A 24,495-nucleotide genomic window follows, 5' to 3' on the forward strand; every position below is an offset into this window, starting at 1 on the left:
AGGCGCATTGTTTTTCAGAAGCGGATGAAGATGTGTGAGTAATTATATAAACATTTTTGTATGTTCCGCGGACAAAAAAGCCCCCTTAACCAAAGGGGGCCTGTTTCAGACGACGATCACAGTGCCTGGGTAAACGTCCTTGAGATCACGTCCTGCTGCTGCTCGCGCGTCAGCGCATTAAAGCGCACCGCATACCCTGAGACACGAATGGTCAGGTTGGGATAGTTCTCCGGGTGCTCAATCGCCTCCATCAGCATCTCCCGGTTCATGACGTTAACGTTGAGGTGCTGTCCCCCCTCAATGGCCGCTTCGTGGTGGAAATACCCGTCCAGCAGCCCGACAAGGTTGGTTTTGCGCACCCTCTCATCCTTGCCCAGCGCCTGAGGCACGATGGAGAAGGTGTAAGAGATCCCGTCTTTCGCATAGGTGAACGGCAGCTTAGCGACGGAGGTTAACGAGGCCACCGCCCCTTTCCTGTCTCGTCCGTGCATCGGGTTCGCGCCCGGTGCGAATGGCGTACCGCCGCGGCGTCCGTCCGGCGTATTGCCGGTTTTCTGGCCGTAGACCACATTCGACGTAATGGTCAGGATCGACTGGGTCGGCACCGCGTTGCGGTAGGTCGGCAGCGCCTGAATTTTCTTCATAAAGCGTTCCACCAGGTCACAGGCAATGCTGTCCACGCGGTCATCATTGTTACCGTACTGCGGGTAGTCCCCTTCAATCACAAAATCGACCGCCAGGCCGGTATGGTCGCGTACGGGTTTTACCGTGGCATATTTGATGGCGGACAGCGAGTCCGCCGCCACCGACAACCCGGCGATACCGCAGGCCATGGTGCGGTAAACGTCCCGGTCGTGCAGCGCCATCAGCGAGGCTTCGTAGCTGTACTTATCGTGCATGTAATGAATGAGATTCAGCGCGCTAATGTACTGCACCGCCAGCCAGTCCATAAAGTGCTCCAGGCTCGCCATCACGGTGTCGTAATCCAGCACCTCATCCAGCAGCGGCGCGGTTTTCGGCCCGACCTGGATCTTCAGCTTCTCATCCACCCCGCCGTTGATCGCATACAGCAGCGTTTTCGCCAGGTTAGCGCGGGCGCCAAAGAACTGCATTTGCTTGCCGATCACCATCGGGCTGACGCAGCAGGCAATGGCGTAGTCGTCGCTGTTGAAATCCACGCGCATCAGGTCGTCGTTCTCATACTGCAGCGACGAGGTGTCGATCGACATCTGTGCAGCGTACTTCTTGAATGCGACGGGCAGTTGTTCGGACCACAGGATCGTCAGGTTTGGCTCCGGTGCAGGTCCCATCGTGTGCAGGGTATGCAGGTAACGGAAGCTGTTTTTGGTGACCAGCGTGCGACCATCCAGCCCCATTCCGCCAATCACTTCGGTGGCCCAGACAGGATCGCCGGAGAAGAGCGTATCGAACTCCGGAGTACGCAGGAAGCGCACCATGCGGATCTTCATGATGAAATGATCGACCAGTTCCTGCGCCTGGATCTCACTCAGGCGACCCGCCTCGATATCGCGTTCGATATAAATATCCAGGAACGAGGCCGTGCGTCCCAGCGACATCGCCCCGCCGTTCTGGGATTTCACTGCGGCCAGATAGGCAAAGTAAACCCACTGTACCGCTTCCTGCGCATTCATCGCCGGGCGAGAAATATCGAAGCCATAGTTCGCTGCCATCTGCTGGATCTGCAGCAGTGCGCGTTTGTGTTCCGCCAGCTCTTCACGCAGGCGGATCGTCGCCTCCAGATCTTCACCCCGTTCGAGTTTGCCCTGCAGATCCGAGAACTGGCGCTCACGCTCGTGCACCAGATAGCGGATGCCGTACAGCGCCACGCGACGGTAATCGCCGATGATGCGCCCGCGTCCGTAGCCGTCCGGTAGCCCGGTCAGCACGCCTGATTTACGACAGCGCATCATCTCGGGGGAGTAAACGTCAAAGACCCCCTGATTATGGGTTTTGCGCAGTTCGGTAAAGAGATATTCGAACTGCGGATCCATCTCACGGCCATAGGCTTCGAATGAACTGCGGATCATATTGATCCCGCCGTACGGATGCAGCGCACGTTTGAGCGGCTTATCGGTTTGCAGGCCGACGATCGTCTCCAGCTGCTGGTCAATATAGCCCGGTCCGTGGGCCGTGATGGTGGTGGCAATGTTGGTGTCAAAATCCACCGGCGCATGGGTGGCATTTTCCTGACGAATACCCACCATTACCTTCTCCCAGAGCGCCGTCGTTGCTGGCGTCGCCTGCGCGAGGAAAGTTTCGTCGCCTTCATAAGGGGTATAGTTATGCTGAATAAAATCGCGCACGTTGACGGTGTCTTTCCATTCTTCACCGCGAAACCCGGCCCATGCGTCGCTGTAAGGGGCAACGCGCGTATCGATTGCTACTTTCATGAATTTCTCGCTCTGTCAGGCATAAGCCGCAGCCGGAGTGACCTTCCCAAGACGGAGGGCATCCAGCGCGATCATTTTTTCTTCGTTGGTTGGGATCACCGCGCAGGCCACGCGGGACGAATCGGTAGTGATCACACGCTCACCTGCGCTGCACGGCAGGGCATTTTTGGCTTCATCGAGGGTGATGCCAAAGACGGCCAGGTGTTCCGCCACCAGCGTGCGGATCAGTCTGGAGTTCTCACCAATCCCGCCGGTGAACACCACACCGTCCAGGCGGTGTAACGATGCCGCGTGCCCGGCAATATGCCGTGCGATACGGTGAACAAAGGTCTGGATCGCCAGCTGTGCCCGCTGATGTCCCTCATGCCAGGCCTTTTCGAGGGCTCGCAGATCGGAGGATATTCCCGAGATCCCCAGCAGGCCGGACTCTTTATTGACGACGCGTTCCAGATCCTCAAATGACTGTCCGGTCTGTTGGGCTATCCAGGCCATCGCGCCGAAATCAACGTCGCCACAGCGGGTCCCCATGATCAGCCCTTCCAGCGGCGTCATGCCCATGGAGGTATCCACGCTCTCACCATTGCGTACCGCGCAGATGGATGCCCCGTTGCCGAGATGGGCAATCACCAGCCCGCTGTCCTCAGGCGAAATCCCGAGCAAGGCATGCGCCTGCCCGGCAACGTAGCGGTGGGACGTCCCGTGGAAGCCATAGCGCCGCACGCCAAGCTCTTCAAAATAGCGATACGGCAGCCCGTACAGATAGGCCTGCGGGGCCAGCGTCTGGTGGAAGCTGGTGTCAAACACCGCCACCTGCTGTATGCCCGGAAACAGGCGTTCGGCTGCCTCGACGCCGCTTAAGTTGGCGTAGTTATGCAGCGGCGCCAGCGAGGAAACCTGGCGGATCTGCTCAATAACCTGTTCCGTGATAAGGGTCGACTCGCTGAAGAGGTCGCCGCCGTGCGCAATACGATGGCCAATCAGGGCCACGCTGCTCATCAGGTCACGCTTCTCCAGCTCCAGGGCGATGGCTGCCAGCGCCCCTTCGTAGTCATGGTGAGCCAGTCTGGCTGGCTCACCCCCGTTCACGGAAATAAAGGCTTTTTCAGTGTTAATCCCGTCTGCAATGCCCGTCATCAGGGCATCACAGCTACTGGCATCGAGTACTGAAAACTTAACAGAGGACGATCCGCAGTTAATAACCAATACAACCGGAAACTCAATCATGGTGTTACTCCGCTCTTCCTGAGCCAGGGTTTAGAACAGTTTGTAGACGATGTTCAGGATGGTCAGCAGGCCCACAACCGTGACGAAGATGTTCTCGGGTCTGCCCTTATATTTCGCCATTGCCGGCGCTTTACGAATGGCATACATCGGCAACAGGCACAGCAGAGAGGCGATGATTGGCGCCCCCATGGCTTCGATAAGGTCGAGAATGTTCGGGTTAGCATAGGCAACGACCCAGGTCGACCCCATGATGAATACCATGCTGATGGTGTTCAGTTTGCCTACGGAGACTTTCTTCTTATCGCCCTTATAACCGAACTTCAGGATCAGGCCGTTCAGCCCTTCCAGCGTGCCCAGATAGTGGCCGAAGAAAGATTTGAAGATAGCGACCAGCGCAATGATGGAGGCACCGTATTCCAGCACCGTGGCAAACGTTGATTTAGTGCCTGACATGGTCGCAAAGTGGTTCGCCAGGTAAGAGAGCACGGGAATATTCTGCGCTTTGGCATCGGCCATGTTCTGCGGCGAGAGCGTGAACAGGCAGCTAAAGGCGAAGAACATCACCACCGCGACCATCAGCAAGCTGGCGCGACCGATGATTTTGGAACATTTCTGCTCGGTAAACGCTTTACCGAACTCGGGTTCGTACTCTTCACGTTTCGAGACCACAAACGAGGAGACGATGGGCGAGAAGTTGAAGGAGAAGACCATGATGGAGATCCCCAGCCAGACCGTCACCAGAATGCCGTCATGCCCGGTAAACGCGATATCGCTCAGATTGACCTGGTCAATCACCGACGAGTTCCAGTAAGGGATCAACGACAGGGAAATCAGCACCAGGCTGGCGATAAACGGGAACACCAGGAAGCTCATCACCTTCACCATCAGGTCTTTACCAAACCAGATAACAAAGGCCATCAGCAGCAGCAGGAACAGCGCCACCACGCCGCGGTTAAGCGCGGGCAGCTGGAGCTGGTTTTCCCAGAAGGTCATAAAGGTGTTCGTAATGGTGACGCCGTAAATCCACAGCAGCGGGCAAATGGCGAAGAAGTAGAGGAACGTGATCACCACCCCACCGGTCTTACCAAAATGCTCTTCCACCGTTTCGGTGATGTTGCCAGATACGTTACTGCCGGACAGACACAGGCGCGCCAGCGCCCGGTGGCAATAAAACGCAATCGGGAAAGCGAGAACCAGCATCAGCAGGATAGGAATCAAGCCGCCGAAGCCTGCGCGAATCGGGAAGAACAGCACACCTGCGCCAATGGCGGTTCCAAACAGGCCAAGCGTCCAGGTGGTATCAGACTTACGCCAGGAGGACGTTTTTGTCTGGCCAACGATAATGCTTTCTGTGTTGCTCATAGGTCATCCTTTATGCGTCAACGAAGCCGGTAATTTGGGATACGCGGGAGAGATCGATATTGCCGCCGGAAATAATGCAGACGGTTTTACGACCCTGAATATAGTGATCAAGCTTGCCGCTTAATAACGCCGCACAGGCCAGTGCGCCAGCACCTTCTGTAACCACTTTATTTCGCTGAATGAGGGCAATCATGCTGTTACGAATATCGTCTTCGCTGACCAGCACAATGTCATCGACTAATTCACGAACAATCTCGAAGGTTAATTTACCCGGGCGAGACACATCACATCCGTCGGCTAATGTACCGGTAACGCGGTGGTTAATGATTTCTCCTGCCTGATACGATGCGGCCATTCCATGTACGTTTTCAGACTGCACGCCGATAATATTAATGGTCGGGTTAATGGATTTAATGGCCGTTGCAATCCCGGCAATTAAACCGCCACCGCCGATGGGTACAATCACGTTATCCACATCATACAAATCTTCGAGAATTTCCAGGCCAATGGTGCCCTGGCCGGCAATCACTTTCGGATCGTCATACGGCGGGATAAAAATGCGCCCTTCCAACTCCACGATTTCGCTGACTTTGGCGATGGTGTCGTTGAAGTTTTCGCCGTGCAGCACCACTTCAGCCGAGTAGTCACGGGTGGCGGCGACTTTAGATTTCGGCGCGCCCATCGGCATGACCACTTTGCCGTCGATACCGAGCATTGCACAGGAGAGCGACACGCCCTGCGCGTGGTTGCCTGCAGAACAGGCAACGACACCTTTACGTTTTTCAGCTTCGGTCAGCGAACTTAATTTATTAAACGCACCGCGGATCTTGAAGGAGCCAGTACGCTGCATATTTTCAAACTTCAGGAATATCTCACCTTTACAGCGTTCGCTGAGATAATTTGAGCGCGGCATGCCGGTTTTATATATTTTGCCTGCCAGTCGTTTTCTGGCGTCCTGAATATCTTCAATGGTCACCGGGAGATCGTAGGTAATATGCATAATATCCTCGTTATAATAATTCATTTTCTTCAGGCAAAGTCAGGGTATCAGAGCACGGATAAAATAAGCTCTGGGTGTTTTTAAAAAGGTTAACGCGTTATCAGAGGGTTATTTAATCATCGTCGTCTTTCACTGGTCAGTGACGCGTATTGTTTTGCCAGTTCGACTAATACTGACGCCGATTTCTTAATTCTGTAATTTTTTGACCACACCGCGGCATAACGCGCTATGGGTAATTCATCTTCCACCGGCAGTACAATAAACTGGTCGGAACCGAATGGCGCAATCATGTCGCGGGGAATAACCGTCAGGTAATCGGCATTCAGGACAAGGTTATAAATGGTCACGACGGAATCGGTCTGGACGATGTTTTCAATGCTGATGTGATTGTCTTGCAGGGTGGTCAGAAGTTCTTTGTAGTAGCCCATATCGGTTTGCGGCATCACCCACTGTTCATCCGTGAGTGATGCCAGTGTAGTCGAGCCGGTGCACGTTCGTGATTTGTTGGCCACCAGGACAAACTCAGACTCAAACAGCGGCTCGACATGAAGATCCTGCAGCAGCATTTCATCACTTAAGGTGCCGATGGCAAAATCCAGCCGACCGTCGCGAATGGCCGGCAGGAAAGAGGACAGCTGAGCTTCGTACATCGAGACACGCGCTTTCGGGAACACTTCCTTGAATTTTTTGATCATTTCGGACAGGAAGGTGAAGCCAATGAGCGACGGGTAACCAAATGAGACATCCATGACGGTACTGAAACTGAGGCTGTTAATCTCGCTCACCATGTTTTTCATCTCACGGGTGATCGACTCAGAGTACGAGAGTAATACCTGGCCTGCCGCAGTTAGTTTAACGCCGGTGTTTTTGCGCACCATGACTTCAACGCCGAAGTAAGATTCGATATCGCTGATAATTTTGCTGACGGCAGGTTGCGTCAGGCCCAGTTGTCTTGCAGCAGAACCAATGGAGCCACTTTTAATGACTTCCTGAAATACCACGAGGTGCTGTGTTTTCGGTAGAATAATAGTGTTCATAATATTCTGCGCTTATTTCCCTATGACGGGGTGGATTCTACTCAATATGGCTGACGGGGGTATGTGCTGTTACTCACAATTTGCTTTTTCACACCCTTAATCAGCATAACGACAACCCTTTAAAACACCTTACTATCAATAAGTTACATTAAAATAAATACGCCATAACGCTGATATTGATCAACAAAAAGAGCAGTAATAAATTTATTTTATGGCGATAACACAGGTAAATTTTTCGGCGTTAAAAAAATCGATAAAGACTATCTTTCAGGCAATTAAAGATTAATAAATAACCGTAATTCGTTTAAAACATTCTTTCAATTTATCAAATTTGTCTGGGGTGATTTTGCTGACTTTCGGGAAACAGTGGAATGCATCACACATTCATGAGCTAAATGTTTTTGAATTCAATATACATATATCAAATAAGAAAACATTCACGATCATAAAAGCAACATTCATAACAAATTAACAATACTGCAGAATCAGGATTATTTAGCGCGAAATTTTGTGATTACGATCGCCAGCAGATGTGAAAAAGAGGCTGAAGGGGTGAAAGCAGTGAAATGTGCTTAATGTCGCAAATATGATAATTGATGTCGTTTGAGCGATGCATCGGGTGGCACTTGCTTGCAATTTCTAAGGCCGATAAAAAAAAGCCCGCCGAAGCGGGGTTTTGTAAGAAGTTGAAGCTGGCCGATAAGCCGCGTTCTTTCATAGAAAGCGGAGTGGACAGTCATTCATCTCGTTTAGCGCAGATAGCAAAAACCCCGCCGAAGCGGGGTTTTGTAAGAAGTTGAAGCTGACCGATAAGCCGCGTTCTTTCATAGAAAGCGGAGTGGACAGTCATTCATCTCATTTAGTGCAGATAGCAAAAACCCCGCCGTAGCGGGGTTTTGTAAGAAGTTGAAGCTGACCGATAAGCCGGGTTCTGTCGTGGACAGTCATTCATCTAGGCCAGCAATCGCTCACTGGCTCAAGCAGCCTACCCGGGTTCAGTACGGGCCGTACCATGTGAACCCCTATTTGGCCTTGCTCCGGGTGGAGTTTACCGTGCCACGGACTGTTGCCAGCCGCGCGGTGCGCTCTTACCGCACCCTTTCACCCTTACCTGATCCCGCTTGCGCGGGCCATCGGCGGTTTGCTCTCTGTTGCACTGGTCGTGGGTTTCCCCCCCAGGCGTTACCTGGCACCCTGCCCTATGGAGCCCGGACTTTCCTCCCCTCCGCCCGTCTCCCCCCGAAAGGGGACGACGACGAAGCGGCGACTGTCTGGTCAGCTTCGGCGCGCAGTATAGAGGGTTTGTGCCCTGCTGTCACCCTTGGGTGTGCATCCCTATCTGCAAAGTGGCGGCGATATTGCGCGAGGCGCGGTAAATATTGTCAAACGCCCCACGGTAAGCCTCTTCCAGCGACTCGACGCAGCTCAGCACGCTGAATACCGCGTCGATGCCATACTGATGCACGACCCCCACATCCCGGGACAGACTGCCGGCAATGCCGATCACCGGCTTATGGTATTTTTTGGCGATACGGGCGATACCGACGGGCACTTTGCCCTGAATGCTCTGGCTGTCAATGCGCCCTTCGCCCGTCAGTACCAGCGTGCAGTCGTGAATATGTTCTTCGAGGTTAAGTGCCTGGGTGACAATCTCAATACCGCTCTTCAGTTCCGCGCCGAGGAAGGCCATCAGGGCCGCCCCCATGCCTCCCGCGGCACCCGCACCGGGAACCTGCTTCACGTCAATTCGCAGAGATTTTTTTATCACATCGGCATAGTGGCTGAGGTTAGCGTCGAGAGTGAGGATCATCTCCTCTGTCGCCCCTTTTTGCGGGCCAAAGATACGGGAAGCGCCTCTCTCGCCAACCAGCGGATTCGTGACGTCGCATGCGACGTGGATTGTGCAATCTTTTAGCCTGGCGTCGAGGCCGGAGAGATCGACGCTGTTGAGCGCCATCAGGCTGCCGCCGCCATAACCCATTTCAGTACCGTTGGCATCGCGGAGCGTGGCCCCCAGCGCCTGCATCATTCCGGCGCCGCCGTCGTTGGTGGCACTGCCGCCAATGCCGATAATGATATGTCGGGCACCTTTATCCAGCGCGCTGAGAATAAGCTCCCCGGTACCCCGGGACGTGGTGACGAGCGGGTTACGTTGGGTGGCCGGGACCAGTGCCAGACCGCTGGCGGCGGCCATCTCAATAAATGCCGTGCTGCCATCGCCGGACATGCCCCAGCGGGCGTTTACCTGTTCACCCAACGGGCCCGTGACCCTAGCATACTGTTCTGTGCCCTGGGTGGCGGCGATCATCGCGTCAACCGTACCTTCCCCGCCGTCAGCAACCGGCACCGAAACATAAAGTGCATCGGGGAAAATTTCCCGAAATCCTTTTTCAATCGCCTGAGCAACCCCGGAGGCAGAAAGGCTTTCTTTCCAGGAATCTGGCGCGATTACGATTTTCATAGTTGTCGCCTGTTACCGCACTCGGCAAAAATAGCGGACGCGTTCCCGCGTCCGTTTTTATTAGCGAGAGACTTCCACCTTCGCCAGTTTTTCGTAGTAGCACGCAATCGCGCTGTGGTCGGCAGTGCCCAGACCATCCGCGCGCAGGGCCTGCATCATCTCCATGACGGCGGCGGTCAGCGGCAGCTGCGCGCCCACGCCGTGGGAGGTATCCAGGGCATTCGCCAGATCTTTAATGTGCAGGTCGATTCTAAAACCAGGCTTGAAGTTACGATCCATCACCATGGGCGCTTTAGCATCCAGCACGGTGCTGCCCGCCAGGCCGCCACGGATTGCCTGATACACCAGATCTGGGTTAACGCCCGCTTTGGTGGCCAGCGTCAGCGCTTCCGACATTGCGGCAATGTTCAGCGCCACAATCACCTGGTTTGCCAGCTTGGTGACGTTACCCGCCCCGATATCGCCGGTATGCACCACGGATCCCGCCATGGCTTTCATCAGGTCGTAGTATTTATCGAAAACAGCTTTGTCGCCGCCAACCATCACCGACAGGGTGCCGTCGATGGCTTTGGGCTCTCCGCCGCTGACCGGGGCATCCAGCATATCGACGCCCTTCGCGTTTAGCGCCTCACTGATTTCACGGCTTGCCAGCGGCGCGATAGAACTCATGTCAATCACCACCAGGCCGGGTTTGGCACCGTCAATGATGCCGTTCTCCCCCAGGGCCACCTCTTTCACATGCGGGGAGTTTGGCAGCATGGTGATAATGACATCACACTGCTCAGCAATCGCTTTGGCGTGTGCTGCGGTTTCTGCGCCTGCGGCAATCACCTCGGCCACGGCTTGCGGATTATGGTCTGCAACCACCAGGGAGTAACCTGCTTTGATGAGGTTTTTACTCATGGGTTTACCCATGATCCCAAGGCCAATAAAACCCACTTTCAGCGTCATAATTCGTTTCCTCAATGATGGTTATTTTTTAAAGGCGTCCGCTAACTTCTGCGTGGCCGAGCGGAATACGCCAAGGTCGCTACCGACGGCAACGAAGGTCGCGCCCCACTCCAGATAGCGGCGGGCATCAGCCTCAACCGGCGCCAGAATGCCGCACGGTTTGCCGTGCGCGTTGGCACGGGCAAAGATGTGCTGAATAGCGCGCTGCACCTCCGGATGACCCGCATTGCCCAGATGGCCGAATGCCGCAGCAAGATCGCTTGGGCCAACGAAGATGCCATCCACACCGTCGGTGGCAGCGATAGCGTCGACGTTATCGACCCCCTGCTGGCTCTCAATCTGTACCAGGATGGTGATGTTGCTGTTGGACTGTGTGAAGTAGTCCGGGACGGTGCCAAACATGTTGGCACGATGGGAAACGGAGACCCCGCGGATCCCTTCCGGCGGATAACGTGTTGACGCCACGGCCTGCACCGCCTGCTCTTCCGTTTCCACAAACGGGATCAGGAAGTTGTAGAACCCAATATCCAGCAGACGTTTGATGATTACCGGCTCGTTGGTCGGGACGCGAACCACCGGCGCGCTATGGCTCCCTTTGAGCGCCATTAACTGCGGAATAAAGGTGCTGATATCGTTCGGCGCATGTTCGCCGTCCAGCACCAGCCAGTCGAAACCGGCCAGGCCCAGTACTTCGGTGCTGATGGGGCTTGCCAGCGCGGACCAGCAACCAATCTGGATCTGGTGCGCCGCGAGGGCCGCTTTAAACTTATTCGGGAAGATATCATTATTCATCGCGTTTACCTTTTTAATTCCGCAGTCTTATTCAGGTTCATATTTATATTTTCAGACGCAGCGTCAGCGTTATATTTATTTCCTGACATAATTTAGGCGTTATAAAATCGTCATTCAGTATAATCTTCACGTCACGGCAGCACATTGTTTTAATGCTCAAGCATTGCGACGTATTTTGATAATATTTTGAGCATATGCACAACGCGATGGGCGCTGATGCACAGAATCAGGCATTGCTGGCCGGGTGGCATCTTCGCCGGGTTTAAGGAGCGATCGGGATCACATTTTGATATCTCGTCTCCTGACATTCTTTATTGACTCAAGCCGCGTCTTTATTTCTGCGATAAGAAAATAAAAATCCCCTGGCTGCATTTACTATCAGACATTTTGCTGGAGAATATTGAACAATGGCCGACATTGAAATTCGACAAGCGTCGCCGACGGCGTTCTATATCAAAGTTCACGACACGGATAATGTGGCGATAATTGTTAACGACAACGGTCTAAAAGCGGGCACTCGTTTCCCGGATGGGCTGGAGCTGACTGAACATATTCCGCAGGGGCATAAAGTCGCTCTGGTGGATATCCCGGCCCACGGTGAAATCGTGCGGTATGGCGAAGTTATCGGGTATGCGGTTCGCGCTATTCCTCAGGGGAGCTGGATTGAGGAGTCGCTGGTTGAGCTACCCGAAGCGCCGCCGCTGAACACGCTCCCCCTGGCCACCCGGGTTCCTGAGCCACTGCCCCCACTGGAAGGGTACACATTCGAAGGGTACAGGAATGCGGACGGCAGCGTAGGCACCAAGAATCTACTCGGTATCACCACCAGCGTGCACTGTGTGGCAGGCGTGGTGGATTACGTGGTGAAAATCATTGAGCGCGACCTGCTGCCGAAATACCCGAATGTCGACGGCGTGGTAGGTCTGAACCATCTGTACGGCTGCGGCGTGGCCATCAATGCTCCGGCGGCCGTGGTACCGATTCGTACCATCCATAACATCGCCCTGAACCCGAATTTCGGTGGTGAAGTGATGGTCATTGGTCTCGGTTGCGAAAAGCTGCAGCCAGAGCGTCTGCTGCAGGGCACCGAAGATGTGAATGCCATTCCGGTCGACGAGGCCAGCATTGTTCGTTTACAGGATGCGCATCACGTCGGATTCCGTTCAATGGTTGACGATATCCTTCAGGTGGCGGAGCGCCATCTGGAAAAACTGAACCAGCGCCAGCGCGAGACCTGCCCGGCGTCAGAGCTGGTGATAGGCACTCAGTGCGGCGGCAGCGATGCGTTTTCAGGCGTCACGGCGAACCCGGCGGTGGGCTATGCCTCGGATCTGTTTGTCCGTTGTGGCGCCACGGTGATGTTCTCCGAAGTGACCGAAGTGCGTGATGCCATCCATCTGCTCACCCCACGCGCCATCAATGAAGAGGTGGGCAAACGCCTGCTTGAGGAGATGGCCTGGTACGATAACTATCTCGACATGGGACAAACCGATCGCAGCGCCAACCCCTCTCCGGGCAATAAAAAAGGCGGTCTGGCGAACGTGGTGGAAAAAGCCCTCGGCTCGATTGCCAAATCCGGCCAGAGCGCCATAGTTGAAGTGCTCTCCCCGGGCCAGCGCCCCACCAGACGCGGCCTGATTTACGCCGCGACCCCTGCCAGCGACTTCGTCTGTGGCACACAGCAGGTGGCGTCCGGCATTACGGTACAGGTCTTTACCACCGGGCGCGGCACGCCGTACGGGCTGATGGCGGTACCGGTGATTAAAATGGCCACCCGTACCGAGCTGGCAAACCGCTGGTATGACCTAATGGACATCAACGCGGGCACCATTGCCACTGGCGAAGAGAGTATCGAGGATGTCGGCTGGAAGCTGTTCCACTTCATTCTGGACGTGGCAAGCGGCCGTAAGAAGACGTTCTCCGATCAATGGGGATTACATAACCAGCTGGCGGTGTTTAACCCGGCACCGGTGACGTGACCGTTTTCCCCCTCTCCCGAAGAGAGGGGGCAACTTATCCCTTCACCAACACCACATCTATCCCACTCTTACGCAACCCTTCCAGGCTCTCAGGCGGAATCCCTTCATCGACGATAATCATATCGATTCTCTGGGTATCGATGATTTTATGCAGGCTCGAACGGTTAAATTTGCTGGAGTCAGTGACCACGATAATACGTTCTGCCACCTCGCACATCCGTCGGTTCAGTCGGGCTTCATCTTCATTGTGGGTACTGACGCCGCGATCGAGGTCGATGGCGTCGACCCCCAGAAAAAGCAGATCAAAGTGGTAATTCTGTAAGGACTGCTCAGCCTGATCGCCGTAAAAGGATTGCGACTGGCGGCGCAAGTGCCCACCGGTCATCAGCAGCTCCACCCCTTCCGCTTCCAGTAATGCATTCGCCACGTTCATTCCGTTGGTCATGGCAATCACATCCGTGTGCTGACGCAGCATACGGGCGATTTCAAACGTCGTGGTCCCGGAATCCAGAATGATGCGATGACCCGGCTTCACCAGCGCGGCGGCCGCCTGCGCGATACTGCGCTTAACTGCAGTATTGAGCGAACTTTTGTCCTCCACGGAGGGTTCAGTGCCAGGCGCATTGCCTTCACAAATCAGCGCTCCGCCATAAGCACGAACGGCAATGCCCTGCTTCTCAAGAAACGCCAGGTCGTTACGGATCGTCACCGTGGAAACGCCATATAAATGAGAAAGATCGTTAACCTGCACGCTTCCCTGTGCCCGCAACCGCTGAATGATCTGCTCTCGCCTTTCACTGGTGCCGGTGACGCGCTTCTCCGCGGATGAATCGGTGCTGCTCATGCGAGCTCCTTAATAAATGGTCTTTCGTTTCATTTCGTTTTGTCTATTAACGCCTTTCTTTTATGGGAATGCAAGCCCTGCCTGCTTCCAGTCAGCGCACTCTCTCGTCGCTGAAACCTTTCATTATGTTTCTTTTGTGAAACAGATCGGAAAACTATTATCTTTCGTTTTATTTTTATACCACCATGATGCAGGATTAAATGAAACAAAACGAAAGATGAAAACCATCACCATCCGAAATGGAGAGGAAAGTGAAACATCTGACAGAAATGGTGGAACAACATAAACGGGGGAATGCGAACGGGATTTATGCCGTTTGTTCCGCACATCCACTGGTACTTGAAGCCGCAATTCGTTACGCCCAACTGCATCACACGCCGCTGCTGATTGAAGCCACCTCTAATCAGGTGGATCAATTTGGCGGTTACACCGGTATGACGCCCGCCGATTTTCACGGGTTCGTCTGTAAGCTCGCGGAATCCCTTGGTTTCCCGACATCGCAACTGATCCTCGGCGGCGATCATTTAGGGCCAAACCGCTGGCAAAACCTGCCTGCCCGGCAGGCGATGGCGAATGCCGAAGATCTGATCAGAAGCTATGTCGCCGCCGGGTTTAAAAAGATCCACCTCGACTGCAGCATGTCCTGCGAAGACGATCCAGTACCGTTAACCGACGCCATCGTTGCCGAGCGCGCGGCGCGCCTGGCGAAAATTGCGGAGAAAACCAGCCTGGCGCACGCTGATGTCGCTGACCTGGTCTATGTCATCGGTACGGAAGTGCCGGTTCCGGGCGGCGCGCATGAAACGCTCACCGAGCTTGCCGTCACGACCCCTGAAGCCGCGCGTGCCACCCTTGAAGCTCACCGCCACGCGTTCGAGAAAGAAGGGTTAAGCGACATCTGGCCACGCATTATTGGCCTGGTGGTTCAGCCTGGCGTTGAGTTTGACCACGCACACGTGTGTGACTATCAACCGCAAAACGCCGTCGCCCTGAGCCATATGGTTGAAGCTTACGACACGCTGATATTTGAAGCGCACTCTACCGACTACCAGACACCGCAGGCGCTGCGCCAGCTGGTGAAAGATCACTTCGCCATCCTCAAAGTTGGCCCGGCACTGACCTTTGCCCTGCGTGAAGCGTTGTTCTCGCTGGCCGCCATTGAAGAAGAGTTGCTGCCTGCAAAAGCCTGTTCGGGCCTGCGTCATGTCCTGGAAAACGTGATGCTCGATCGCCCCGAATACTGGCAAAGCCATTATCACGGTGATGGCAATGCGCGACGCCTGGCACGCGGGTATAGCTACTCCGATCGGGTGCGCTATTACTGGCCGGACAGCCAGATTGACGAAGCCTTTGCGCGACTGGTACGCAACCTGGCAGACGAACCGATCCCGCTGCCGCTGATCAGCCAGTACCTGCCGTTGCAGTACAGCAAAGTTCGCGAGGGTGCTCTCAAGTCGACACCACGGGACCTCATCCTCGACCACATTCAGGACATACTCCAGCAGTACCATGCCGCCTGCGAAGGCGTAACGACTCAAAACGCATAATTAAAAAGAGGAAAGCGCTATGCCAAACATTGTTTTATGCCGCATCGATGAACGCCTGATCCACGGTCAGGTAGGTGTGCAATGGGTTGGGTTTGCGGGGGCCAACCTGGTGCTGGTCGCTAATGATGAAGTCGCTGAGGATCCGGTTCAACAAAATCTGATGGAGATGGTGCTCGCAGAAGGGATCGCCGTGCGTTTCTGGTCGCTGCAAAAAGTGATCGACAACATTCATCGCGCTGCCGAGCGCCAGAAAATTCTGCTGGTCTGCAAATCACCCGCGGATTTTCTGACGCTGGTCGAAGGCGGCGTGCCCATCACCCGTATCAACGTAGGAAACCTGCATTACGCCAGTGGCAAAAAACAAATTGCCAAAACGGTCTCTGTCGATGCGAACGATATCGCCGCATTTAACGGCCTGAAAGCCGCCGGAGTGGAATGCTTCGTTCAGGGTGTTCCGACTGAGACTGCTTTGGATCTCTTTAAACTGCTCTGAGGGATTCACAATGGAAATTAGTCTCTTGCAGGCATTCGCGCTGGGCATTCTCGCCTTTATCGCGGGCCTGGATATGTTTAACGGGTTAACACACATGCACCGCCCGGTGGTGCTCGGCCCGCTGGTTGGCCTCATTCTGGGCGATCTGCACACCGGTATTTTAACTGGCGGTACGCTGGAGCTGGTCTGGATGGGGCTGGCTCCGCTGGCCGGCGCGCAACCGCCAAACGTCATTATTGGCACGATTGTCGGCACTACTTTCGCGATCAGCACCGGTGTGAAGCCGGATGTCGCCGTTGGGGTCGCAGTCCCGTTTGCGGTTGCGGTACAGATGGGGATCACTTTCCTGTTCTCCGTCATGTCCGGGGTGATGTCCCGCTGTGACCGCATGGCAGCCAATGCGGACACGAACGGCATCGAAAGGGTCAACTATCTGGCACTGCTGGCGCTCGGTATCTTCTATTTTCTGTGTGCCTTCCTGCCGATCTACTTTGGCGCTGAACACGCGAAAACCGCCATTGATGTGCTGCCGGAACGTCTGATTGACGGCCTCGGCGTCGCCGGCGGCATCATGCCCGCAATTGGCTTCGCCGTATTGCTGAAAATCATGATGAAAAACGTCTATATCCCTTACTTTATCATCGGCTTTGTTGCCGCAGCCTGGTTGAAACTGCCGGTGCTGGCGATTGCCGCGGCCGCGCTGGCAATGGCGCTGATTGACCTGATGCGTAAATCGCCTGAACCGGCGACACCTGCAGCCCAGAAAGAGGAATTCGAAGATGGCATCTAATCAAACTACGCTGCCTGGCGTTTCTGAACACGAAGAGACGCTGCTCACGGGCGTGAATGAAAACGTCTATGAAGATCAACATATTGGTGCCGAGCTGACGAAAAAGGATATTAACCGTGTCGCCTGGCGTTCGATGCTGCTGCAGGCCTCGTTTAACTATGAACGTATGCAGGCTTCCGGCTGGCTGTATGGCCTGCTGCCCGCGCTGAAAAAGATCCATACCAACAAGCGGGATCTGGCCCGCGCCATGAAAGGCCATATGGGCTTCTTCAATACGCATCCATTTCTGGTGACATTTGTCATTGGCATCATCCTGGCGATGGAGCGCTCCAAGCAGGATGTCAACAGTATCCAGAGCACCAAGATCGCCGTGGGGGCACCGCTTGGCGGCATTGGCGATGCCATGTTCTGGCTTACGCTATTGCCAATTTGCGGCGGGATCGGCGCAAGCCTTGCCCTGCAAGGCTCCATACTGGGTGCGGTGGTCTTTATTGTGCTGTTTAACGTAGTGCATCTTGGCCTGCGTTTTGGCCTGGCACATTACGCCTACCGGATGGGTGTGGCTGCCATCCCGCTGATTAAAGCCAATACCAAAAAGGTCGGCCACGCGGCCTCCATCGTGGGGATGACGGTCATTGGCGCGCTGGTGGCAACCTACGTACGTCTCAACACCACGCTTGAAATCAAGGCCGGGGATGCGGTGGTCAAGCTGCAAGCCGACGTTATCGACAAACTGATGCCCGCTTTCCTGCCGCTGGTCTATACCCTGACCATGTTCTGGCTGGTTCGTCGCGGCTGGACCCCACTGCGCCTGATCGGTATCACCGTGGTGCTGGGGGTTGTCGGTAAGTTCTGTCACTTCCTGTAAAGCAAAGAGGTCGCAATGTTAGGCATTATTTTGACGGGTCACGGCGGGTTTGCCAGCGGGCTTGAACAGGCGATGAAGCAAATCCTCGGCGAGCAGCCGCAGTTTATCGCCATCGATTTTCCTGAAAGCTCCACCACCGCGCGGCTGACCGCGCAGCTTGAACAGGCAGTCAGTGAACTGGACGGGCAGCACGATATTGTGTTTCTCACCGATCTGCTCGGGGGGACGCCGTTTCGGGTGGCATCAACGCTCGCCATGAAAAGACCCGGCAGCGAAGTGATTACCGGTACAAACCTGCAGCTGTTACTTGAGATGGTACTGGAGCGCGACGGGTTAAGCAGCGAAGCCTTTCGTCTGCAGGCCCTGGAATGCGGGCATCGCGGCCTGACCAGCCTGGTGGATGAGCTGGGGCGCTGTCGTGAGGAAGCCCCCGCTGAGGAAGGGATATGAGTCAGGTGCTGCGCGCGCGTCGTCTGCTGACCGAGCAGGGCTGGCTGGAGGATCACCAGCTACGCATGGAGAGCGGAATTATCACCGCCATCGAGCCGATCCCAGCTGGCGTGCATGCCCGGGATGCCGACCAGCTTTGCCCGGCGTATATCGATACCCACGTTCACGGTGGCGCGGGTGTGGACGTGATGGATGATGCCCCAGAGGTGCTGGACACGCTGGCGATGCATAAAGCGCGTGAAGGCACAGGGGCTTTTTTACCGACGACCGTCACCGCACCGCTGGAGACTGTCCACCGGGCGCTCGCACGCATCGCCCGGCGCTGCATGTCCGGGGGGCCTGGCGCGCAGATACTGGGCAGTTATCTTGAAGGTCCCTACTTTACGCCACAGAACAAAGGGGCACATCCGCCGGCGCTGTTTCGTGAGCTGGATGTCAGCGAACTGGACTCGCTGATTGAAGTATCGCAACACACCCTCAGGGTTGTCGCTCTGGCACCTGAGAAACCCGGTGCGTTGCAGGCCATTCGCCACCTTAAGCAGCGTGGGATACGGGTCATGCTGGGCCACAGCGCCGCGACGTACGATCAAACGCTTGCCGCTTTCGAGGCGGGCGCTGATGGGCTGGTGCACTGTTATAACGGCATGACCGGGCTCCATCATCGTGAACCCGGTATGGTCGGTGCAGGCTTGACGGACACGCGGGCATGGCTGGAACTGATTGCCGACGGGCATCACGTTCACCCGGGTGCTTTGCGGCTGTGCACCTGCTGTGCCAAAGAGCGAATCGTTCTGATTACCGATGCCATGCAGGCCGCAGGGATGCCCGACGGACGTTACAGGCTATGTGGCGACGAGGTCAACATGCACGGTGGGGTGGTACGCACCGCTTCCGGTGGGCTTGCAGGCAGTACGCTGTCTCTCGATGCCGCCGTGCGCAATATGGTGGCGCAAACGGGAATAACGCCAGCGGATGCGATCCATATGGCCTCGCTGCACCCTGCCCGCTTGCTGGGTATTGATCACCAGCTCGGTTCATTAAAACCGGGCAAGCGTGCCAATATGATTGCGCTGGATGAAGGTTTCCACCTTCAGCAGATCTGGATCCAGGGTTTGGCTCTCCCCCTTTAGACCTTTCATTATCTCGTTATTGGGCCTTGCGGCAAGCGATCGCAAGGTCTTTCTTTTCCTTTCCTTAATCATTGCCTTTTCTTTGCCGATCACACTTTTCGTTTTATTTCTTTTCTTTCATTGAACTTTCGATTTCTTTTCTATAGATTTTATTTAACTGCTTAAGTGAACAAGTGAAACGAAACGAAAGATAGCGACACGTTTGCCAGCGTCTGATGTGGAATTCACACGACTAAGGACTGAGTTATGTCAGAAACCAACACTACCGCCACCACCGGCACATGGACCGAAGAAGAGATCCGCCAGCAACCTGCCAGCTGGATCCGCTCACTCAACAATATCGATAACCTGCGCGCGTCGATCGATAACTTCCTGGCGCCGCTGCTGCGCAAGCACGAGCTACGGATCGTGTTGACGGGGGCAGGCACCTCGGCCTTTATCGGCGACATCATTGCGCCCTGGCTCGCCAGCCACACCGGGAAAAACATTACCGCCGTACCGACGACCGATCTGGTCACGAATCCGATGGACTACCTGAGCGCCGCACACCCGCTGCTGCTGGTGTCGTTTGCCCGTTCCGGCAATAGTCCGGAAAGCGTAGCCGCCGTTGAACTGGCAAACCAGTGTGTGCCGGAGTGCTACCACCTGTCGATCACCTGTAATGAGGCGGGAAGCCTTTATCAGACCGCGGTAAACAGCGATAACGCATATGCGCTGCTGATGCCTGCCGAAACACACGATCGCGGGTTCGCGATGACCAGCAGCATTACCACCATGATGGCAAGCTGCCTGGCAGTCTTCGCCCCGGAAACGATCAACAGCCACACCTTCCGCGATGTGGCCGATCGCTGCCAGACGATCCTCACGTCACTGGGCGATTTCAGCCAGAGCGTCTTTGGCAACGATCCGTGGAAAAGGATCGTCTATCTGGGAAGCGGGGGGCTGCAGGGGGCCGCTCGTGAATCGGCGCTGAAGGTGCTGGAGCTGACGGCAGGCAAGCTGGCGGCGTTCTACGATTCCCCAACCGGTTTCCGTCATGGCCCTAAATCGCTGGTGGATCGCGAAACACTGGTGGTGGTGTTTGTCTCCAGCCACCCCTATACGCGGCAGTACGATCTGGATCTGCTTGCTGAGCTGCGCCGCGATCGTCAGGCCATGCGCGTGGTGGCCATTGCCGCCGAAACCGATCCGGTCGTTGAGGCTGGCCCGCATATCCTGCTGCCCCCTGCCCGCACGTTTATCGATATGGAGCAGGCCTTCTGCTTCCTGATGTACGCCCAGGTCTTTGCCCTGTCCCAGTCACTTCGTGTGGGCAATACCCCGGATACACCGTCCGCCAGCGGCACGGTTAACCGTGTCGTGCAGGGCGTCGTTATTCATCCGTGGCAGGCTTAAGAGGATCCGATCATGAGTATTATTTCGACAAAATATCTTCTGCTGGACGCCCAGGCGAAAGGCTACGCCGTACCGGCGTTCAATATCCATAACGCGGAGACGATCCAGGCGATCCTCGAAGTGTGTAGTGAAATGCGATCGCCGGTGATCCTCGCGGGCACGCCGGGCACCTTTAAGCACATTGCCCTGGAAGAGATCTACGCCCTGTGCAGCGCGTACTCCACCACTTACGACATGCCGCTGGCGCTGCACCTCGATCATCACGAATCGCTCGACGACATTCGTCGCAAAGTTAACGCGGGTGTGCGCAGCGCGATGATCGACGGCAGCCACTATCCGTTTGAGCAAAACGTAAAGCTGGTGAAATCAGTGGTCGACTTCTGCCACCTCAACGATTGCAGCGTTGAAGCCGAACTGGGCCGCCTGGGCGGCGTGGAAGATGACATGAGCGTGGACGCTGAAAGCGCGTTTCTGACCGACCCGCAGGAAGCGAAACGCTTCGTTGCATTGACCGGCGTCGACAGCCTGGCCGTGGCCATCGGAACCGCTCACGGTCTTTATACCAAACGGCCAAAAATCGACTTCCGGCGGCTGGCTGAAATCCGCGACGTGGTGAGCGTACCGCTGGTGCTGCACGGGGCGAGTGATGTGCCGGATGACGATGTTCGCCGCACCATAGAGCTGGGCGTCTGCAAAGTGAACGTGGCAACCGAGCTAAAAATTGCGTTCTCTGGCGCCGTTAAGGCCTGGTTTGCTGAGAACCCGCAGGGCAACGATCCGCGTTTCTACATGCGGGTTGGCATGGATGCCATGAAAGACGTGGTCAGAAGCAAAATCACCGTGTGCGGCTCGGCGAACCGATTGCTGCTCACGGCGGAAGCCTGATCTCATCGCATAGAACATCAGTATCTCAAAAATAACTATAAGCCTCGCAAATATGAAGGCGCGTCCTTAAGCCAGACAGCGCCTTCCATTACGATAAATAATTCCGAGGAGTCCCTACATGACACAGGAAAAGTCGTTTAAATCGAAAGCGTGGGAGTTTTTTCAGAGCCTGGGAAAGACCTTTATGTTCCCGGTCTCCCTTCTGGCCTTTATGGGGTTATTGCTGGGTATCGGTAGTTCTGTTACCAGCCCCTCCACCCTCAAAAGTTTCCCCTTTCTGGGCGGCGAATTAACTCAGCTCACCTTTGGCTTTATTGCCATGGTTGGCGGCTTCGCCTTTACCTATCTTCCCCTCATGTTTGCCATGGCGATCCCAATGGGGCTGGCCAGACGCAACAAAGCAGTGGGCGCTTTTGCCGGGTTTGTTGGCTATATGCTGATGAACATGAGCATCAATTATTACCTGATTGCGACCCACCAGCTTGCCGATGCCGCCTCCATGAGACAAGTCGGGCAATCGATGGTGCTGGGCATTCAAACCCTGGAGATGGGTGTGCTGGGCGGTATCGTGGTTGGGGTCATTACCTTTTTCCTGCACGAGCGTTTTCAGGACACCGTTTTACATGACGCGTTCGCCTTCTTTAGCGGCATTCGTTTTGTGCCGATTATCACCGCCCTCACCCTCTCACTGGTGGGGCTGTTTATTCCCCTGCTGTGGGAGTACGTTGCGCTGGGCATTACCGGGATTGGCCATATTATCCAGAGCACCAGCGTGTTCGGCCCGTTCCTCTACGGCGTGGGGGTACTACTGCTCAAACCCTTTGGCCTGCACCATATTTTGCTGGCGATGGTGCGCTTTACGCCCGCGGGCGGTATTGAAATGGTCAATGGTCATGAAGTCGCCGGGGCGCTGAACATTTTCTACGCCGAACTGAAAGCGGGTCTGCCGTTCAGCCCGCACGTTACCGCGTTCCTGTCGCAGGGCTTTATGCCGACCTTTATCTTCGGCTTACCGGCGGTGGCATACGCCATCTATCGCACGGCCCGCCCGGAAAACCGCCCGGTGATTAAAGGCCTGCTGCTCTCCGGCGTGCTGGTCTCCGTCGTCACCGGGATCTCCGAGCCAATTGAATTCCTGTTCCTGTTTATCGCTCCTGCCCTTTACGCCTTCCATATTGTGATGTCGGGCCTGGCCCTGATGGTCATGGCTCTGCTGGGGGTGACCATCGGCAACACCGACGGCGGCATTCTGGACCTGCTTATCTTCGGGGTCATGCAAGGGATGTCGACCAAATGGTATCTGGTATTCCCGGTAGGCATTGCCTGGTTTGCCCTCTACTTCTTCGTCTTCCGCTGGTACATCCTCAAACACGATATTAAAACGCCGGGCCGTGAAGTGGACACCCAGGGTGCACAGCAGGCCGTCGGGGCCAATACCCGGGCACGCGGAAAATCGAAATACGATCATGGGCTTATCCTGCATGCGCTCGGCGGTAAAGAGAACATCGAGTCGCTTGATAATTGCATTACCCGGCTGCGTCTGGTGGTGAAAGACATGAGTCTCATCGACCAGCAGGCGTTAAAAGAGGCCGGTGCATTGTCGGTTGTGGTGCTGGATGCGCACAGCGTCCAGGTGATCATAGGCCCGCAGGTGCAAAGCGTAAAAACCGGCATTGAAGCCTTAATTTAACAGGGGGTTGTGGTGTTTAATTTTGACGAAATCATTGAGCGTAAAAGCGACCGGTGTCGAAAATGGGATCACGCCTTTGTCCGCTCGCGCTTTGGTGATGTGCCTGAAGGCTTTATCCCGCTGTGGATTGCCGATATGGATTTCACCTCCCCACCTGCCGTGACAGAAGGTTTCCAGCGCATCGTGGAGCATGGCACCTTCGGCTACACCTGGTGCTTTGACGAATTTTACGATGCGGTTATCGCCTTCCAGCGCGAACGACATCAGGTTGACGTCGATAAATCGTGGATCACGCTGACGTACGGTACCGTCTCCACGCTGCATTATACGGTTCAGGCGTTTTGTAAACCTGGCGACGCGGTGATGATGAACACACCGGTGTACGATCCGTTTGCCATGGCCGCCCAGCGTCAGGGGGTAGCGATACTGGCAGACCCGCTGTGCGTGAGGGAAAATCGCTACCAGCTTGATTTTAATCTGGTGGAAGAACAGCTCAGAACGTACCGTCCAAAACTGTGGTTCTTCTGCTCGCCGCATAACCCTTCCGGCAGGATCTGGCACGCCGATGAGATACGCCAGGTTTCAGACCTCTGTCAACGCTACGGCACCCTTCTGGTGGTTGATGAGGTCCACGCCGAACATATTCTGGACGGTCATTTCGTCAGCTGTCTGGCATCCGGCTGCGCGGCACAGGACAATCTGATCCTGCTGACCTCCCCGAATAAAGCGTTCAACCTTGGCGGGCTGAAAACCTCCTACGCCATCATTCCGGATGCCACCCTGCGCCAGCGCTTTCGCCACCAGCTTGAGAAGAACGCCATCACCTCACCCAATATATTCGGGATATGGGGAATTATTCTTGCCTACCAGCATGGTTTGCCGTGGCTCGACGCGCTGAACGGTTATCTGCGCCGTAACGCTGGCTATCTGGCAGAGGCCATCCAGACCCACTTCCCGGCCTGGAAAATGATGAACCCGGAATCATCGTATCTGGCCTGGGTTGACGTCAGCGCAGATGAACGTAGCGCCACTGAATTGACCCGACATTTCGCCCATCAGGCTGGCGTCGTCCTCGAAGATGGCAGCCACTACGTCCAAAACGGCGAACACTACCTGCGCATTAATTTCGGCACCCAGCGCTTCTGGCTGGAGCAGTCCATCACCCGAATGCTGAAGCATTACTAAT

General features: G+C 55.3%; 20 protein-coding genes and 1 other RNA gene. 11 read left to right on the plus strand and 10 right to left on the minus strand.

Features of this window, described 5'->3' with window-relative positions; genetic code table 11:
- Positions 1 to 116: 116 nt before the first annotated feature.
- The 9 genes from pflB to garL all read right to left on the minus strand — a co-directional run bounded on the left by pflB (position 117) and on the right by garL (position 11,238).
- Positions 117 to 2,411 carry a formate C-acetyltransferase gene (gene pflB / locus ACMVME_RS16215; protein ID WP_068795044.1) on the minus strand — a complete coding sequence of 765 codons (2,295 nt, stop codon included), beginning with the start codon at positions 2,409 to 2,411 and terminating at the stop codon, positions 117 to 119.
- A gap of 15 nt (positions 2,412 to 2,426) precedes the next feature.
- Entirely contained in the window at positions 2,427 to 3,635 is a 1,209-nt protein-coding gene (gene tdcD / locus ACMVME_RS16220) for a propionate kinase (protein WP_410388478.1), read from the minus strand.
- A 30-nt stretch (positions 3,636 to 3,665) separates the two neighbouring features.
- Positions 3,666 to 4,997 (minus strand): threonine/serine transporter TdcC, encoded by a 1,332-nt coding sequence (tdcC, locus tag ACMVME_RS16225; protein WP_014171741.1) that lies wholly within the window; start codon positions 4,995 to 4,997, stop codon positions 3,666 to 3,668.
- Positions 4,998 to 5,007: 10 nt separating this feature from the next.
- Positions 5,008 to 5,997: a bifunctional threonine ammonia-lyase/L-serine ammonia-lyase TdcB gene (gene tdcB / locus ACMVME_RS16230; protein WP_032679736.1), complete on the minus strand. Its 990-nt coding sequence runs from the start codon at positions 5,995 to 5,997 to the stop codon at positions 5,008 to 5,010.
- 116 nt (positions 5,998 to 6,113) lie between these two features.
- Complete coding sequence (gene tdcA, locus ACMVME_RS16235; protein WP_014171743.1) at positions 6,114 to 7,034, minus strand: transcriptional regulator TdcA; 921 nt, start codon at positions 7,032 to 7,034, stop codon at positions 6,114 to 6,116.
- 904 nt (positions 7,035 to 7,938) lie between these two features.
- Positions 7,939 to 8,317, minus strand: an RNA gene (gene rnpB / locus ACMVME_RS16240) — RNase P RNA component class A.
- 32 nt (positions 8,318 to 8,349) lie between these two features.
- Positions 8,350 to 9,495 (minus strand): glycerate 2-kinase, encoded by a 1,146-nt coding sequence (gene garK, locus ACMVME_RS16245; RefSeq protein WP_040018769.1) that lies wholly within the window; start codon positions 9,493 to 9,495, stop codon positions 8,350 to 8,352.
- Positions 9,496 to 9,555: 60 nt separating this feature from the next.
- Positions 9,556 to 10,446 (minus strand): 2-hydroxy-3-oxopropionate reductase, encoded by an 891-nt coding sequence (gene garR / locus ACMVME_RS16250; protein WP_040018768.1) that lies wholly within the window; start codon positions 10,444 to 10,446, stop codon positions 9,556 to 9,558.
- Positions 10,447 to 10,467: 21 nt separating this feature from the next.
- A complete protein-coding gene (garL, locus tag ACMVME_RS16255; RefSeq protein WP_040018767.1) occupies positions 10,468 to 11,238 on the minus strand; it encodes a 2-dehydro-3-deoxyglucarate aldolase in 771 nt (256 codons plus the stop codon).
- 407 nt (positions 11,239 to 11,645) lie between these two features.
- On the opposite strand from garL, the gene garD reads away from it, so the two are divergent.
- Entirely contained in the window at positions 11,646 to 13,217 is a 1,572-nt protein-coding gene (gene garD / locus ACMVME_RS16260; RefSeq protein WP_014171748.1) for a galactarate dehydratase, read from the plus strand.
- Positions 13,218 to 13,251: 34 nt separating this feature from the next.
- On the opposite strand, the gene ACMVME_RS16265 is transcribed toward garD, so the two are convergent.
- Positions 13,252 to 14,061, minus strand: a complete 810-nt coding sequence (locus ACMVME_RS16265; RefSeq protein WP_020883561.1) for a DeoR family transcriptional regulator — start codon at positions 14,059 to 14,061, stop codon at positions 13,252 to 13,254.
- A 251-nt stretch (positions 14,062 to 14,312) separates the two neighbouring features.
- Between ACMVME_RS16265 and kbaZ the strand changes: the two genes are divergently transcribed.
- The 10 genes from kbaZ to ACMVME_RS16315 all read left to right on the plus strand — a co-directional run bounded on the left by kbaZ (position 14,313) and on the right by ACMVME_RS16315 (position 24,494).
- Positions 14,313 to 15,608 carry a tagatose-bisphosphate aldolase subunit KbaZ gene (kbaZ, locus tag ACMVME_RS16270; RefSeq protein WP_020883560.1) on the plus strand — a complete coding sequence of 432 codons (1,296 nt, stop codon included), beginning with the start codon at positions 14,313 to 14,315 and terminating at the stop codon, positions 15,606 to 15,608.
- Positions 15,609 to 15,627: 19 nt separating this feature from the next.
- On the plus strand, positions 15,628 to 16,101 hold the full coding sequence (gene agaV / locus ACMVME_RS16275; protein ID WP_014171751.1) for a PTS N-acetylgalactosamine transporter subunit IIB: 474 nt from the start codon (positions 15,628 to 15,630) through the stop codon (positions 16,099 to 16,101).
- Positions 16,102 to 16,111: 10 nt separating this feature from the next.
- A complete protein-coding gene (agaW, locus tag ACMVME_RS16280) occupies positions 16,112 to 16,891 on the plus strand; it encodes a PTS N-acetylgalactosamine transporter subunit IIC (protein ID WP_020883559.1) in 780 nt (259 codons plus the stop codon).
- On the plus strand, positions 16,881 to 17,759 hold the full coding sequence (gene agaE / locus ACMVME_RS16285) for a PTS N-acetylgalactosamine transporter subunit IID (RefSeq protein ID WP_020883558.1): 879 nt from the start codon (positions 16,881 to 16,883) through the stop codon (positions 17,757 to 17,759). Before agaW ends, agaE begins: the two co-directional genes overlap by 11 nt.
- A gap of 15 nt (positions 17,760 to 17,774) precedes the next feature.
- Positions 17,775 to 18,209 carry a PTS galactosamine/N-acetylgalactosamine transporter subunit IIA gene (gene agaF / locus ACMVME_RS16290; RefSeq protein ID WP_020883557.1) on the plus strand — a complete coding sequence of 145 codons (435 nt, stop codon included), beginning with the start codon at positions 17,775 to 17,777 and terminating at the stop codon, positions 18,207 to 18,209.
- A complete protein-coding gene (gene nagA, locus ACMVME_RS16295; protein ID WP_068795045.1) occupies positions 18,206 to 19,339 on the plus strand; it encodes an N-acetylglucosamine-6-phosphate deacetylase in 1,134 nt (377 codons plus the stop codon). The genes agaF and nagA overlap by 4 nt, the downstream gene beginning before the upstream one ends.
- A gap of 246 nt (positions 19,340 to 19,585) precedes the next feature.
- Positions 19,586 to 20,734: an SIS domain-containing protein gene (locus ACMVME_RS16300; RefSeq protein WP_251858917.1), complete on the plus strand. Its 1,149-nt coding sequence runs from the start codon at positions 19,586 to 19,588 to the stop codon at positions 20,732 to 20,734.
- 12 nt (positions 20,735 to 20,746) lie between these two features.
- Positions 20,747 to 21,619, plus strand: coding sequence for a tagatose-bisphosphate aldolase subunit KbaY (gene kbaY / locus ACMVME_RS16305; RefSeq protein ID WP_020883554.1), 873 nt, complete (start codon positions 20,747 to 20,749; stop codon positions 21,617 to 21,619).
- Positions 21,620 to 21,737: 118 nt separating this feature from the next.
- Positions 21,738 to 23,309 (plus strand): maltose/glucose-specific PTS transporter subunit IIBC, encoded by a 1,572-nt coding sequence (malX, locus tag ACMVME_RS16310; protein WP_251858916.1) that lies wholly within the window; start codon positions 21,738 to 21,740, stop codon positions 23,307 to 23,309.
- 12 nt (positions 23,310 to 23,321) lie between these two features.
- Complete coding sequence (locus tag ACMVME_RS16315; protein ID WP_251858915.1) at positions 23,322 to 24,494, plus strand: MalY/PatB family protein; 1,173 nt, start codon at positions 23,322 to 23,324, stop codon at positions 24,492 to 24,494.
- The last annotated feature ends 1 nt before the right edge of the window (position 24,495 follow it).

The organism is Enterobacter cloacae complex sp. 2024EL-00711 (assembly GCF_047529885.1).
In the GTDB taxonomy this organism is placed as follows: domain Bacteria; phylum Pseudomonadota; class Gammaproteobacteria; order Enterobacterales; family Enterobacteriaceae; genus Enterobacter; species Enterobacter ludwigii.